The sequence below is a fragment of the Enterocloster citroniae genome, assembly GCF_040545455.1.
In the GTDB taxonomy this organism is placed as follows: domain Bacteria; phylum Bacillota; class Clostridia; order Lachnospirales; family Lachnospiraceae; genus Enterocloster; species Enterocloster citroniae.
On record NZ_JBEPLZ010000007.1, the window covers coordinates 84728 to 100315 of the forward strand.

Sequence of the window (15588 nt, forward strand, 5' to 3'; positions counted from 1 at the left end):
CACGGACGGTATTATCCCACCAGTTCCAGATGATTAAAGCGCATGGCTCTCACTTCCACATCCTTGCCGAACCGTTCCCTGATACTGGCCGCGATCTCCTCCGTGTAACCGGGCGCGGTGATGATAATGGCATCCACCGGGTGGTCCAGGAAATACTCCGGAGGCACAATGGGAAGATGGGAGGAGGGAGCAAACTTCCCGTGCTTAAACGGTGCGGAGTCTATGATATACTGCGCCTTATCCCCCAGCTTTGTGGTGGCTGCCAGGGTAAACCCCTGGTGGCTGGCCCCCCACATGGCGATCTTCTTGTCCCATGCGTCCAGGTACTTCATGTAACTTTCCATCTCCTTCCGGAGATTCACATAGCAGTCCAACAGATTCTCCGTGTCCATCTGCGGGCGTTTTTTCACTATCACGGACAAGGTATCCCTGTTAATGACCTCGCATTCCTCCACCTGGAATCCGTTGCGCTCCAGAAGAGGCGTAAGGGTCTCAAATGTATAATAGGCAATGTGGTCCCGGATCAGCTCAAAATAACTGTTGTGGTCCATGATATATTCAAAGCTGGGAACCGTGATCAGTCCCACCGCATCATCCTCAAGATTGCGGTAAATGGCCTGGAGCATGGTGCCCGGATCAGGCTGGTGCTCAAGGAAGTTAAAGGAGAGGAAAACATCATAAAGACCCCCGGGGAACCTGGTGTCCTCCGTTTCAGTAAACCCTTCCATCACATCCAGTCCCTGCGCCCTGGCCAGCTCCACCAGATGGGGATCGTGCTCGATTCCATGGGCCTCCACGGGAAATTCAGTCAGCACCTTAAGAAACTCGCCCTGGCCGCAACCCACCTCAATGAACCTCTTTCCCTCCAGATGATAATTTTGGATCAGATTCTTATACTGATACCGGCGCAGTTCCACCATGGTTTTGGAAAAACCTCCTGCCCGTATCACATCCCTGTAATAGTCCACCGGATCGCAGTCAAACTGGACCAGGCCGCAGCCCATGCACTGACACAGATCCAGGGTCAGCCCCTGGTCCTTTAAAAGCCCTGCGGCATCCGGCATATGCTGGGCGGAAGCCGGCATGTTATCCAATGTAAGTAAAGGCGTCTCCCATAACGGAGCACCGCAGGCGATGCATCGTTTCATGTATCTGCCTCCTTTCAAACGTTTACACAATTTATTTTAATCCCAGACTTTTCTGATATGGAATATTTCCCTTATGAAGCATTTCCTTTATCCCCTGCTCAAAGGAGATCTCCTGCCTAAAGCCGACCGCTTCATGCAGCTTTCCCGTGTCCGGGATCAGGGAGACCACTCCCTCCGCATTAGGAGGACGCTTTCCGTATTCATAGGTTCCACCGCCTCCGCAGAGTCTGTGCAGTTCTTCCAGATAATGTTTCAGGGGGCGGGTATCTTCCCCTGCCACATTATACACGCCGGCAGGTGCTTTGGCAAGCAAAAGGCCTGTAAGAGCCCTTGCGGCATCCGTTATATACAGGAAATTCCACATCTGGGTACAGGCTCCAAGCTCCATATGCCCGCCTTTCAGGAATGTGTCCATACAGGTGGCTATCAGGGACCAGGGATGATCCCCGGGGCCGTACACGCTGAAAATCCGGGCGTGGATATAGGTGATCCCCAGACGGCGCGCCTCCTCCGAAGCCATGGAGCACACTTTCAGCTTATCCTTGCCGTACTCCGACACGGGATGGCATTCCCCGTCTTCCCTCATTACCGTATGACAGATACCGTATTCCGCCTGGGATCCGCTGAACAGAAAGCGGCTGCATCCCAGGGCGTAAGCGGTTCTCAGGGCTTCCAGGGCATAGGCAATGTTGCGGGCCTGTATCTCAGGATTGCGGCGGTTGTCGCTTCCCGCCCCCTCCCATCCCAGATGAAGCCATGCATCCGCTCCCCCTGCTAGTTCCCTCCGTCCCACCAGGGTGTGGATCTCCCGCAGAGTGCAGGACATAATGAAACAGCCCTCTTTTCCTTCCAGCCGCCTTCTGCCGGGGGAATCCGGCCGCGCCACGGCAAACACCTCATGCCCCTTATCCAGCAGTTCCTTTGTAACAGCCAGTCCGATAAAGCTGGTAGCTCCTGTTACCACTATCCGCATAACACGTACTCCTTATTCCTTTATTCTCGCAATGATCATATTCTCATCCATCTCCTGCTCAGGCAGGAAGGGTGACAGGTCTTCCAGAGGCGGCGATACCATGGTGCCGTCCGAAAGCCTCTTGGCAGATGATTTGGGCTCAAAATTCTGATCCGTGGACACAAATACCTCACAGATAACAGGCCCTTCCATTCCAAGGGTATCCTCCACTGCCCGGGCCAGCTCACTGTTGTGTGCTGCGGACCGGTAGGGATAGCCGTAAGCAGCGGCCAGCTTTTCAAGGGATGGAAAACTCAGATCCCCGCTGTCCACACCCACGCCCACCAAAGGCTCACCGAAGAAATTCTTCTGGGTCTGGCGGATAGAATGATAACCTCCGTTGTTGATCACAAATATCTTTATATTCATCCTGTGATGGATAATGGTCTGCAGCTCCTGCAGGTTCATCTGAAGGCTTCCGTCTCCGGTGACCAGGATCAGGTCATCCCCGCTGGGATCTCCGCCATTGCTGTAGAACTGGTTTGTCCTGGAAGCAGCCCAGGCGCCGATGGCCGCGGGCAGATCATATCCCATGGCCGCGATGGCTGAATTGGTGATAAAGCGCTGCCCCTTCTTAATTACATAAGCATGGCCCCCCACCACACAGGCGGAGCCGTTGCCCACCACTGTAACCTGGTCCTCCCTGAGACGGCTGCTCACTTCCCAAATAAACGCATATACATTGGCCGGTTCCTGGTCCCCATGTTCAAAATGCTTTGGCAGGACCACCGGATAGCGCTCCTTCCACATGGCGCAGGTTTGGCTCCAGTTCATGGATCGAAGCCCTTCCCCGCCGTCAAACACCTGCTTTTTGCCCGGACGGCTCAGGCTATGGGGCAGTGCACTGCCCTCCTCTGCCAGCAGGGCATCCAAAACCCGGTTCAGCTGTTCCAGCAGATCCCCGGCATCCGCGTGGACCGGCATGTCCACATGGACCGATGGCTTTTTCAGCTCCTCCTGGTCGATATCATTGGCGATCACATAGGCCTCCCTGGCCCAGGTCTTATAATTATATCCTACCTGCCGTATGCTCAGACGGCTGCCGATGGAAAGTACCAGATCACTGTTTTGTATGGCAAAGTTGCCAGGCCTGTCCCCCATGTTGCCCGCACGGCCCACATAAAGAGGATGGGCGTCATACATGCAGTCCTCGCTGTCCCATCCCGTTATCACCGGCACCCCAAGCTTTTCAGCCACTTCCATAAATACCTCATGGGCGCCTGCAATGCGGATCCCGTTGCCCGCGTTGATCACAGGGCGTCTGGCATTTCTCACCTTTTTAATGATCTCCTGGGCCGTGGACAGCTCCACCCTGGCCGGAAGTACCTGGCGCAGTTCGCCCTGTCCGGCGATATCCTGGCTGATCCTGTGGCTCTTGTCACCGCCTGCCCAGCCGTCTCCTCCCGCATTATAGTCCTCCTGGTCAAAACCATTCAGATCCTCCGTATCCACAAAGGCCCCCTGGACGTTCAGCGGAATATCCAGCCAGCAAGGGCCGGGGCGGCCGGACCGGGCAAGATACAATGCTTTCTCCAGGCAATAACGGATACGCAGGGGGTCCAATACCATCTCCGAATACTTGGTCATGCATTCAATGGATCTGCAGATATCAAACTCCTGGTCTCCCATGGCCCTGATCCCCACCCCTGAAAAACGGGCCGTGGTATCATAGCGGACCTGCCCTGACAGTACCAGCATGGGAATGGAATCCAGCCACCCGCCTACCACTCCGGTAATGGCATTGGTGCCGCCAGGCCCTGTGGTAACGCACAGCGCAGCGATCCTGTTATGGATCCTTGCATATGCCTCTGCAGCCATGGCGCTGGCTTGCTCGTGGTGGTTATAGATACAGTGCAGCCCCTCCTGATGCCCCAGCCCATCGTTCAGATGCATTGCACCTCCTCCGGTCACCATGAATGCCTGGCAGATCCCTGCCTCCACCAGCCTGGCTGCTATATAATTGGAAATCTTGATCTTCATCTGCGGTCTCCCTCCCTGTTCTTATGCTCGTTACCGAAAATGTTAATATATCGAGAGTATAGCATAAAACACCATAAAATAATACTAAATTTCTCTTACAATAAAGGGGGGATACAGGCCAAACAGGCCATTCAAGGGGCCGCCCCCCTGCCTCCAGCGTATTCCAGAACTTCCAGTAACCATCACTATCATTCCGCGGATTTGTCCGCTATAATGAACCTCGTAATGCAAGGACGGATTTTCGGCCACAGACAAAACCACATATCAAAAAGGAGAGATTCAATATTATGAAAAAACAGACAAAAGTTCTGGCTGTATTATCCACTGCAATGCTGATGGCAGCAGTAACCCCTAACTTCTTCCCAACTACTTCTACCGCTTACGCTAAAAGCGCGGGATGGTCAGAGGAAAACGGAAACTGGTATTACTACGATTCTTACGGCGATGCCGTAACCGATACCTGGAAGAAGTCCGGAGATGACTGGTATTACCTGGATTCAGACGGTATACGCGCCACCAACATGCAGATTGATGAGTATTACGTAGGAGAAGACGGAAAACGTGTCAGCATGAAATGGGTTTCCGTAGAAAACGAAGATTTCTGGAATGAAGAAGACGCTCAGGAGTATCTGTATTATTATTACGGAAGGGACGGCAAGGCCCTGACCTCCAAATGGGCATCCATTAACAATCAGTGGTACTATTTCAATGAGGACGGCATCATGCAGACCGGTTCCATCACAGTTGACGGCTACAACTACTATTTAGGCGAAGACGGCAGCAGGAAGACCGGCTGGGTTCTTCTGGAAGATGAAACCGATGATCCTGAGATCCTTGAATCCTGGTACTATTTTGACAACACAGGAAAACGTATTGAAAATGAAGTGGACAAAAAGATAGAAGGCGACTACTACACATTTGTTGACGGCCGCATGCAGACAGGCTGGTTCAAGCTCCCTGCATCTGCGGAAACCGCAGATGAGGCACAGGCAACCCCTTCCGAGGCAACTCCTGCACAGACAGAGGCAACCGTAGCCGGATATCAGTACTATGATGAGGACGGCAAGCGCGCCGATGGCTGGAGAACCATTGAAGGTGTTGAAGGCATCAGCGAGGAAGCAGAGCTTTACCGCTTCTACTTTAAGAAGGGAAAACCTTACCACGCAACCAAGGGTCTTGAGCTGTTCAGCGTTGACTCTAAAAAGTATGCGTTCAATACAAAGGGTGAAATGCAGACCGGCAAGCAGGTTGTAAATATTGAAAATGACGCCATTGCCAACTTCTACTTTGATGAAGAAGGCGTGATGAAGACCGGTAAGCAGGTAATCTACGATGAGGATTTAGGCGAGACACAGAACTGGTATTTCCACACAGACGGCTCCAGAAAGGGCCAGGGATACCACGGCATCAAGGACAACGTGCTGTATGTATACGGCCTGCGTCAGGAAGCTGACAAAGATCTGCGCTTTGCACCTGTTACCTTAGACGATAAGCAGTACCTTGTAAATGCAAACGGTACCGTACAGAAGGCAGGATCCTCCTCCAAGTCCAATGCAAAACCGGAACTTGGCAATGGATTCAAAGACTTCAAAGATGAAAATGAAAAGATCTGGACAGTAAACACCGAAGGTGTGATCCAGTAATAAACCATTCTGCCATCATCCGTTCAGATTATCAGGCAGAGTGATATACACGGCAGACTAGCCAAATAGTCTGCCGTTTTTTTGTGCATTGTGCCGAAATTACAAGAAAGTTACAAAAAATAGACATATTTTCGCTTCTGAAACGTTATTTATATTATGAGTACTTATCAGGAGAGGACATTATGAGAGAGTTAGCTGTTTTTTATTGCCCCAAATGCGGACACTACGCATATTACCAGACCTCCCGACATCCCCAGTGCCCCAAGTGCGGGTGCGCGGAGGCCATGAACATGGTGCGGATGCACTATACGGAATTTATGAGAATGTCCTGTGATGAACGGGACGAATACCTTTCAAAGGAGATACTGAGGACCAACCCATCCCTGGTGGAACGGTTGACCGAGCCCCACAAGCGCTACAACAGCAGGGAGATCATTGCCGAGATGAACAATGTGATCATGAACCTGGACACAGAGAACAAAATACTCAATGACACAGTGAAATGGATGCACGATACCATATGGGATCTGATCCATGAGCGCAGGCATCTTCTCAGAGATGAGGCCGCGGCCACTGACATTTCCCCTGAACAGGAGGAAGCCGAAGGGCAGGAACATGTCTGTATACGGGAGATCATGCAGGATAAAGCCTGAAAATATAATTTTCTATATCTTTTGTGCAAATAGTGCGGTATAATAACATATATAGCAACTAATTTGTGCACTTTATATGTTTCAGGTTGGAAAGGAGTGGAACTATGAGCCATAAGATCATTACCATAGCCCGTCAGTTCGGAAGCGGAGGACATGAGGTAGCCCAAAGGCTGTCAGACCTTCTGGGGATTCCCCTCTATGACAGGAACCTGGTGGAGATGGCCGCTGAAAAGATGGGACATTCCCCTGTCAGCGTGGAAAAGGTTGACGAATCCGCCCTCTCCACCTTTCTGGCTAATTATCAGATACCCAAGGAGCCCAATTCCGTTACCGGGTACGGGCTGTCCCTGAACGACAGCACCTATGTAACACAGACCATTATCATTGAGGCCCTGGCCAGAAAGGGCCCGTGCGTGATCGTGGGACGGTGCGGTGATTATGTGCTGCGCAATTACCCGGATCTGGTCGATGTCTTTATCTGCGCCTCCATGGACGACAGGGTCCGCCGCATTATGGAGCGCTATAACTTTACGGAAAAGGACGCTGTCAACGCCATCAAATCCACGGACCGGCGCAGGAAAAACTATTATGAAAACTATACCAAGCACAAATGGGGCAGCATCGATTCCCACCAGATGCTTCTCAACATAAGCAAGCTGGGAATGGACAAGACCATACGGATCATAAAAGGAATTTATGAGTCAGACTAAGAATTCTTTCCATATGGCAAAAGAGCAGGACATGCTGACCACATGCCCTGCTCTTTTCCGGATTCTGTAACCCGCCTGTTACCCGGGCCGCTTACCGGGGCCAAAACCTACATTCCTGCGAACTGGTTCTTAACCTTCTGGATCTTCTGCTGTTCAGCCTGTTCTGTCTGATACCATCCGCGTGCGGACATCTGCTTGTAGATATCATCCTGCAGACACAGACTGTCATTTAACGCCTGATTAAATGTCTGATGCACATTGGTTGTGGAAGACTCAATTGTGCCGTGAACATACAGGTCACATACGCCTTTCTCTGTAAGGAGAAGGTTCTCCATGATACACTTGTCATCCATTGCTTTCTCCTCCTTATACGAGATTGTAGAAATTATCAAAAATCTGCTGGTGCTTCTGTTCCATCTGCTGTACCTGATTCTTAAGGGCAGGATCCTGCAGGTTCTGGATCGCTTCCTGGCACTGTGTCTTCAAAAATTTTTCATGGCCTAAAGCGTCTTCAATATAGTCTAATTCCTTGGGACTCATAGATTATCACCTCCAAAGTTAGTATGCATCCGATTTAACCCGGATATGCACGGTTCCCGGAAATGAATTATAAATAGCGATGGTAACGATGCTTTGTGCCTGAATCAATTTTTGCTCATAGTTTGTTCACCCGGACCAATCATCTCTGCCTGCCTATTTTCTCACTGTATGCCTCATACTGCCTCTGGGCGTTCTCTTTAAAGGGCGCGCTGACCGTAAACTCCTCGCCGTCAAACAGCGTCACCATCCTGACGCTGAATTTTGCCACAAAACGGAGATTGACGGCGTACGACTTATGCAGCCGAATAAATCCCGCCTGCTCCATGTTAATTTTGGAAAAAAGATTTTCAATGGTGGAATAACAATGATATGTATGTGTGGCTGTTACGATTTTAACCCGCCGGTTATCGCCCTCAAAGTAATGGATATCCTTCAGAGGAACCCTGTACACGGTCCTGCTGGACTTAAATTCAAAAATACCTGAATCCCCCTGTATCCTGTCACATGCCTTAAAAAACACCTGCTGGAATTCCTCTGGTTTAAATGGTTTTTTGAGAAAATGAAAGGGCTGGAACTGAAACAGCTCCAGTGCGTATTCATCCCCATATCCGGACATATATACGATCATGCTGGTGTCATTGCCAAGCTCTTCCCTTATAAACCGGCTCAGCTCAATGCCGCTGCAGTCTTTCATAACAATATCCAAAAATATAAGGTCAAAATACCGTTCCCTGAGAGCTTTCTCAAATTCCCTCCCCGTGTTAAAGACCTCTACTTCCAGTTTTCTTTTTTCTTTCCATTTTTTTATATAATCTTCCAGTTGGCTGCACAACTGGATATCATCATCACAAACCGCTATATGTATCATATATCTGTCCCCGTACTGCAATTTTTTTCTATGATATTTTACACCCCCCTGTCTAAATTTGTCTATAAATGTTGAAAACAGTCTGTTTAATGTAGAAATTTATATTGGCGCCCGGGAAATATGAAGCCTGGCCCGGATCTGACTTTTTAAGCCAGCCCAGCCCAGGGCATATTACGCGGACGCCAATTTAGTTTCTGGTCCATTCCTTATTATGATATATTGTAACAGTTCAGGACAGCGGGAAAATGGGCGCAAAAGCGGGTAACCTGGTGGTTCCCATCATCCGCCCAAGGTGACATCCTGGGCCGAGTACCACTTAATTGCGTCCTCCACATGCTGACGCCTGAAATCCGGCCAGTAATCATCCACCACATATATGTCGGAATAAACCGACTGCACCGGGAGAAAGCCTGACAGCCTCCTTCTGCCGCCCCAGCGGATGATCAGGTCAATACGCGACACATCTGCGGTCTTAAGCCCCGGCCCGATGGAAGCCGGCCGGCTGATTGCCGGTTCACCGGATGTCCTTGGCCCTGGTTTGAAACCCAGGTCCCACTCCCAGCTGTAATTTACCAGGAAATTGATCTTCATTCCCCCCGCCCCAAAGTCCTGTCTGGTGGTATAGGGAAGAAGCTCCGGCGGGAACATATCCGATTGGGTATTGCCCAATACCAGCAGGCTTGCATCCTCCTTTGACAATTCCCCGACAGCTGCAACACATGCCTTTGTAAACGCCTGGCGCTGAGTTGTGGGGCGTTTCGTGTTATCCACTGTAAAACCGTAAAAGGACATTTCCTCAATGCCCAGTTCACGGCACATATAATACAGGGTCATTCCCGGGGAAATGCCGTGACTGTATCCATCCGCCTTTTCCATCCCCCGGTTCTGTGCCCATCTTCTGTTTCCGTCCGGTATGATTCCAATATGTTTCGGTATTCTCATTATCTCTCCTCCAGGCTCCGGCCTGCATCTGATGCCGGTAATATATGGAAAGTATGGGCTTTTCCGGAAAACCTATACCTGGTCTATGCCTGTTTGCAGATGAAAATGCCACGTAACCGCTGTAAACAGCTGCCAATGACCACAAAAAACACATTACTCCGGTAGAATATCATCCGGCCTGTCTGTTATGATATTGTCTGCCCTGGCTTTTTTGCACTTATCTACAGAGTACTGGTCATTAATGGTCCAGGCGATCACTTCCTTGCCTAGTCCATGGATCCGGTTCACGGTGTCCGGCTCGATCAGTTCAATACTCAGGACAAAGTTGTCAGCGCTGGTGTAGATCTCAGGCTGAGGTATGGGCTGGGATGAGATAAGGCCGGTCTCCAGGGACGGCTCAAATATCTTAACCATCTGCAGGCAGCCATAATTAAAGGATGTTATCATGCACTCCTGAAGCATTTCCCTCTGGCGTATCATTTCTACCATCTGCGGGATCAATTCCAGGGATTGTCCCTCTCTATATTTAATCTCTATATTGAGTTTGATCTTTCCGCGGCAATAATCCAGCACTTCAGACAGGGTTGGAATGGATGTCCCCTGAAAATCGGGCCCCAGACGGCTGCCCACATCCAGGCTGCGGATCTCATCATACGTAAGATCCCTGACCTTGTGGGGAACTCCAGCCACGCGCATCAGGTTCTCATCATGAAGGACCACCAGGACCCCGTCCTTTGTCTGGTTGATATCCAGCTCGATCCAGTCCGCTCCGCTCTCGATCGCGGCTTTAAATGCCGGGATCGTATTCTCCGGAGCCTGGGAAACATCTCCCCTGTGGGCCGTGATCTCCACATCCTGGTCCCAGTTTTCCTCCGCAAAAGCAAAGCCGGGGCTGGCCAGCACTAACATCAGGCCGCACAGGAGCGCGGCCGGCAGCGGTGCCATTTTCATGATGAAGGGCACTGGAAAATGGGTGCGCCCGGCGTTGGCTGATGGGTGACGGCGGTTTTTACTTACTCTCTCTTGATTCATTCTGTCTTGCCTCATTCTGTCTTGTTTTATTCTGTCCTACTGCAGGAACGGATGTCTTTTATCCTTCACTTACCACTGAAGCTCCATCTGTCCGTCATCGCTGTGTCTAAAAACGGATTTCATTACCCGCTGTGTTATCTTCTCTTCTCCGTTCAACCTGCCAATCAAAAAAGGCGAGTCCGGATCATGCTGTCTTCTGTTCTCCTGTACCTGAGGCGGATTCAGATTGGCATAGCAGTATCTGCAAAAATGGGCGCAGGTATGGTAAGTGCCAATGTCCACGCTTTTAACACACCCGCAGGTTTCCCTCTGTGTATCATCCTTTTTTACATCCACCTCCCGTCCTGTTATCCGTGAGATCAGGCGGTCGTCAATACATTTTCCCTTTTGTATGCCATATTCCGAAAGATCCATTGCCTCTGAACATGTCTGCAGCCCTATTTTGCACTGTTTTGCTATGGGGTCAAGCAGGGATGCCAGCAAACATATATCCCCGTCTCCCATATCATATACTCCCATATGCTCCATACTCTTTTTAATCCTGGCATACATGTCAATAAAGCTGATCACACAGGTCTGCGTGTACCCGCTTAAGCTTTTACACAGCTGCTCAAACCACCGGCAATGGTATTCCACATTATAAATCCCTCCCAGCAAAATGGGATCATATCTCCAGATTACCCGCTCAGCCCCAATGCGCCGGGAAAGTGTTCTGAAGGTCTCCACCAGCTCCCGCTTATCAGGAAGTCCCGGTTCCATGTCCTGGCCGTAGGCAGTCAGGGTAAATTGGAAATAATAGGGATACCCCATGGTATCCAGGATTGAAAGCCTGTCCATCATGGGGCCGGGGTTCTTGGTCCAGAACACGAAGCAGTCCACAGTATCCCTGCTCAGCTTCAGTTCACTGACCTGCTTTGGGTTCATGGGATTTCTTACATACAGGTAATTCTCTACCAGGCGATTATAAAACCACTCCGCATAAAATGCCGGAATATCTGTTCTTCTGCTTGCACTGACTATCATTTTATCATCTCATTCCGTATTCTGCTCATATCCTTTGTTCCCGGATATTCTTTTCATTCTATCACAGGAACCACATAAAGTCATCTCTGTATACATCAGGTAAATTTTTCCTTTTTTCGTTTACTCTGCATTGATAAAAGGCGATCCAAATAAACCGACTTAAACTGCTTGCTGGCCATGGCCTGCTTGATAGGCGGAAGGTCCAAGATGGCGCTGAACAGGGCGGCCATTGCCCTGTGGTTGGCAAATGCCTGGTTATCAAAAACAAGATTCTGCAGCGTCCCCTTCTCAATGGCCTGGAGAACAAACCGGTGGGTGCTGTTCACAGGCGTAATAATCTGCTCCGGGCGCCTCTTAAGCTCAATGGCTTTTATATTGCAGTTTCTGGCACATACACCGCACCCCAGACAGATGTCCCTGTCCAGAACCGCTTTCTTGCGTCCATCCCCATTCTCCCTCATGGAAATGGCCAGAACAGGACAGACCTTGGCGCACTTGCCGCAGCCCACACACTTCTCATCTGAAATCTCAGGGATATAGTTGGTGGTTGCCACAGGCTGCATGGGGCTAAAATGCCTGGCTGCCTGAAGGGCCTCACAGCAGCATCCGCAGCAATTACAGATAAAAGCAGGGTGTTCACGGACATTTTCCCCAATCTGCACCAGATTGCTGTCATAGGAGCGCTCAAGGGCATCCAGCGCCTCCTCCTTGGAGATAAGCCTTGCATAATCTCCATGCTCCGCCAGTGAACGGGCCACATTGTCAAAGGTCAGGCATACGTCCCATGGCGCGTCAATCTCGCAGGGATGGCCCGCGTGATACATCTTATGGCGGCAATAGCACAGGCCAAGGCCTATATATTCAGCCTCCTCCACAATATGGGTCGCCCTCTCATAGTCCAGGATATGATTCATCTTATCATTGGTCAGCACCGGTTCCTGGACAAAAACACGGCCCAGCTTTGTCTCCGTGGCATAAAACAGATCCTTAATAAAATCCTCTTCCACGTTCATATACTGGTAATACAGCTCGCTAAGATATTTCTGGTCAATGTCTCCCCTGGTCCGCATCAAAGCAAACTCTATGAATCCGGCCATTGGCGGCGGCATAACAAACTGTCTGACACCGTTGTGCCAGGAGTCAACCAGCAGAGCCTTGTCACAGAGATGATCCAGCAGGCGTTCCGCTTTATACTCTGATGTCTGCCATATCTTTGCCGCCTTCTTAACTGTAAATGGACGGACGGGAAGCAAAGCAACCCACTTGGCTTCCTTTTCCGAGTAAAGCACCTGCAGGATCTTATATAGTGTCTCTGACACCGGAGCGCCCTGGGTGAACCAGTTGATGCGGTCACCGAGGGATTTGTAGGCGTCACGGGTGGTTAGGTGTCCCATAAATTATCCTCCTCTTAATTGATGTGTGCGATCGGAATCTCCCGGTACTCCGATTTGCGAGATGATTTTTTTGTCAGTTGCGCATAAATTCATGAGGCGTACACGGTGTGTATGTTGAATCAATTTGTGTGCGACTGGTGAGAAATCAGACGCAAAAATTAGTGCCGGGGAGACTCCGAGAGTACATGATTTCTGCTTTCTATCTATTTAATAGGGCGGCTCCATTAAATAACAGAGCCACCTTTGCTTTTATGTTCCATTAAATTATCGCCCGGCTTTTTGGTAGTATTCATTCGCCCTCTGTTCTTATACGATACCATACCAGGTATCAACCTACTTATTACCATTATAGTATACATTTGCTGGGATGTAATCTTAATTTTTCAATAGAATATCGGACTATTTTCTTTCATATTAATTTAATATTTTTGCACAATGGGTCAAATGATTCTGATGATGCGGTACTGGCATCGAGGATGCATGCTTTTGAAACAGCTTAGGGTGTATGGTTGTATGGCGGGCTGCAACAGACAATTTTCTTTCCCGCAAGAAATGGACATTTCCTCAGAAATACTGTAAAATAAAAACAGCAACCAATGATTCACCAAGCAACGTATCATTTATGAAAAGGAGGATTTCAGTGAACAAAAAAATAATTGCAATCATGGCTTTAGCTGCATGTCTCACATTGGGAGGCATCTTCTCCGCCTATGGCCAGGAGAACACCATTACCTCGGTCTCCTTAAGCTTTTCCTGGGACAAGGCCCCCAAGGGAGGCGATATTGTAGGCAGCATTACAGCAAGCTCCAGCAGCAGCCAATTCAAAGTAGAAGGCACGGAATATGTAAAAGATGACGACACCTGGATTTTCGGGGAACGGCCCGTGGCTGAGGTGGAACTCTCTGCCAGGGAAGGTTATAAATTCTCCAATATTGAGAGAAGTGATTTCAGTCTGTCCGGATGCAGCGCTCAGTACAAGGAGTCTCACATAGAATCAGATGGCGTTACCCTGATCCTTCAGGTTTATCTTCCCGAGATCTCCGGCAATCTGCCCGGCACCACTGCAACCAGCTGGAACGGCGACACGGCCCTGTGGGATTCAGTGGATGGCTCAGAACAGTATGAGGTAAAACTGTACAGGGACAAGCGTCTCCTGGCAACTGTGACCACCAAAGAAAATTCATATGATTTCAGTTCCTATATTAATACTGAAGGCAGCTATACCTTCAATGTCCGCGCCCTTGGCACCTACAGCACCGAAGCCAGCGGATGGTCCTCTGATTCTGATGCCAAAGTTCTCAACCGCGAGAATGCCTGGACCAGGGACAATGGAGAATGGCAGAAAACATCTGCCGGATGGCGCTTCGCTTATAAGGATGGAACCTTTGCAACTGACTGTTGGAGGGTGATCAATGATAAGTGGTACTATTTTAATTATAGGGGATACATGGAATCAGACTGCTATGTGAAATCAGATGCCCTTGAAATGTATTACTGGCTTGGAAGCGATGGGGCCTGGATGCCGGAATGGGATACGGGGACGCCGGATCGGGGGAGTTATCGGGTGGTGCAGTAGGGGGGGATGGATGATAAATAAGCATTTGTTGTCTATATAAAAGCTTGGGGGTGTAAACACTTTCATGGATTGATAGTTTAATCAGTCCAACAAGATGTTTACTCCCCTGTTTCTGATATTTATAAACTAAGATACTGATTTAAAACATAATAAGGTAGGATATCGCATGATAAGTATTATAATGCCTGCATACAATGCTGCTCTCTACATTGAGGAAGCCATACAATCCGTATTGTACCAAACATATCAGGATTGGGAATTACTGGTCATTGATGATTGTTCTTCAGACCGGACACCTGAAATTATAAAGTTTTATATAAAAAAAGACAGCCGTATATGTTATGTACGCAATGAATGTAACCTTGGTGTCGCTGATTCTCGAAATAAAGGCATCTCTATAGCTTCTGGAGAATGGATTGCATTTCTTGACAGTGATGATTCTTGGAGATTAGATAAATTACAGAAGCAAATAGATTATATCCAAAATCTTGACGCAGATTTTATCTTTACCGGTTCTAGCTTCATGGATGAAAATAGCCGATCACTAAACTATTATCTTCCGGTTCCTAATCGTATAACGTACAAAGAACTTTTGAAACAAAATATTATTTCCTGTTCATCAGTATTGATTCGCAGAAGCATCATCAAGGGTTATCCTATGGAAAATGCTTCCTATTTACATGAGGATTTTGCCGTTTGGCTACGGATACTGCGAGATAAAAACATCTACGCTTATGGAATTAACGAACCTTTATTAATATACCGAGTTTCATCCAATTCAAAATCCGGTAATAAAATAAAAGCAGGAATTATGACTTTTCGCGTATACCGTTCTATTGGTATTGCTATAATCCCTGCATGTTATTATTGGTCCTATTATTTTATTCGGAGTTTAAAAAAATATCGGAATTTGATTCACTAAGTCCCCTACCTCCATGCTCGCTGGGTGTGCACTAAAAATCTTCTTTATAGATGTAATACTACAAACAAAGAGGCCCGCCTTTCATCTCTATCTTCAAAACCATGCGTACATACGTTTTGGATAGCTTAAATGTCAGGAGTCTATC

Annotated in this window: 15 protein-coding genes; 5 read left to right on the forward strand and 10 right to left on the reverse strand. The window is 48.8% G+C overall.

Annotation, left to right across the window (positions count from 1 at the left end):
* Positions 1-11: 11 nt before the first annotated feature.
* The 3 genes from ABID13_RS11435 to ABID13_RS11445 are packed head-to-tail and all read right to left on the reverse strand — an operon-like array spanning position 12 to position 4140.
* On the reverse strand, positions 12-1148 hold the full coding sequence (locus tag ABID13_RS11435; protein WP_007869396.1) for a class I SAM-dependent methyltransferase: 1137 nt from the start codon (positions 1146-1148) through the stop codon (positions 12-14).
* Positions 1149-1179: 31 nt separating this feature from the next.
* The gene (locus ABID13_RS11440; RefSeq protein WP_048928953.1) at positions 1180-2121 is read right to left on the reverse strand and encodes an NAD-dependent epimerase/dehydratase family protein; all 942 of its coding nucleotides are present in this window, start codon (positions 2119-2121) and stop codon (positions 1180-1182) included.
* Between the two features lie 12 nt (positions 2122-2133).
* Positions 2134-4140: a thiamine pyrophosphate-binding protein gene (locus ABID13_RS11445; RefSeq protein WP_048928954.1), complete on the reverse strand. Its 2007-nt coding sequence runs from the start codon at positions 4138-4140 to the stop codon at positions 2134-2136.
* A 287-nt stretch (positions 4141-4427) separates the two neighbouring features.
* On the opposite strand from ABID13_RS11445, the gene ABID13_RS11450 reads away from it, so the two are divergent.
* From ABID13_RS11450 to ABID13_RS11460, 3 genes are all read left to right on the forward strand, one after another.
* On the forward strand, positions 4428-5783 hold the full coding sequence (locus tag ABID13_RS11450) for a PspC-like choline-binding domain-containing protein (protein WP_007869408.1): 1356 nt from the start codon (positions 4428-4430) through the stop codon (positions 5781-5783).
* Positions 5784-5965: 182 nt separating this feature from the next.
* Positions 5966-6436, forward strand: coding sequence for a hypothetical protein (locus ABID13_RS11455; protein ID WP_007869410.1), 471 nt, complete (start codon positions 5966-5968; stop codon positions 6434-6436).
* A 104-nt stretch (positions 6437-6540) separates the two neighbouring features.
* On the forward strand, positions 6541-7146 hold the full coding sequence (locus tag ABID13_RS11460; RefSeq protein WP_045094069.1) for a cytidylate kinase-like family protein: 606 nt from the start codon (positions 6541-6543) through the stop codon (positions 7144-7146).
* Positions 7147-7253: 107 nt separating this feature from the next.
* Here ABID13_RS11460 and ABID13_RS11465 read toward each other — a convergent pair whose 3' ends face one another.
* From ABID13_RS11465 to ABID13_RS11495, 7 genes are all read right to left on the reverse strand, one after another.
* Entirely contained in the window at positions 7254-7499 is a 246-nt protein-coding gene (locus ABID13_RS11465) for a spore coat protein (RefSeq protein ID WP_007869412.1), read from the reverse strand.
* Positions 7500-7512: 13 nt separating this feature from the next.
* Entirely contained in the window at positions 7513-7686 is a 174-nt protein-coding gene (locus tag ABID13_RS11470; protein ID WP_007869413.1) for a hypothetical protein, read from the reverse strand.
* Between the two features lie 139 nt (positions 7687-7825).
* Complete coding sequence (locus ABID13_RS11475; protein ID WP_007869414.1) at positions 7826-8554, reverse strand: LytR/AlgR family response regulator transcription factor; 729 nt, start codon at positions 8552-8554, stop codon at positions 7826-7828.
* 279 nt (positions 8555-8833) lie between these two features.
* A complete protein-coding gene (locus ABID13_RS11480; RefSeq protein WP_007869415.1) occupies positions 8834-9496 on the reverse strand; it encodes an undecaprenyl diphosphate synthase family protein in 663 nt (220 codons plus the stop codon).
* Positions 9497-9649: 153 nt separating this feature from the next.
* The gene (locus tag ABID13_RS11485; protein ID WP_048928955.1) at positions 9650-10528 is read right to left on the reverse strand and encodes a glycerophosphodiester phosphodiesterase; all 879 of its coding nucleotides are present in this window, start codon (positions 10526-10528) and stop codon (positions 9650-9652) included.
* Positions 10529-10597: 69 nt separating this feature from the next.
* The gene (locus ABID13_RS11490) at positions 10598-11551 is read right to left on the reverse strand and encodes a DUF1848 domain-containing protein (RefSeq protein ID WP_048928956.1); all 954 of its coding nucleotides are present in this window, start codon (positions 11549-11551) and stop codon (positions 10598-10600) included.
* 95 nt (positions 11552-11646) lie between these two features.
* Positions 11647-12945 carry a 4Fe-4S dicluster domain-containing protein gene (locus tag ABID13_RS11495; RefSeq protein ID WP_048928957.1) on the reverse strand — a complete coding sequence of 433 codons (1299 nt, stop codon included), beginning with the start codon at positions 12943-12945 and terminating at the stop codon, positions 11647-11649.
* Between the two features lie 640 nt (positions 12946-13585).
* Between ABID13_RS11495 and ABID13_RS11500 the strand changes: the two genes are divergently transcribed.
* Together ABID13_RS11500 and ABID13_RS11505 are read left to right on the forward strand one after the other, a co-directional pair.
* A complete protein-coding gene (locus ABID13_RS11500; protein ID WP_048929239.1) occupies positions 13586-14521 on the forward strand; it encodes a hypothetical protein in 936 nt (311 codons plus the stop codon).
* 166 nt (positions 14522-14687) lie between these two features.
* On the forward strand, positions 14688-15443 hold the full coding sequence (locus ABID13_RS11505; RefSeq protein WP_048928958.1) for a glycosyltransferase family 2 protein: 756 nt from the start codon (positions 14688-14690) through the stop codon (positions 15441-15443).
* Positions 15444-15588: the final 145 nt, after the last annotated feature.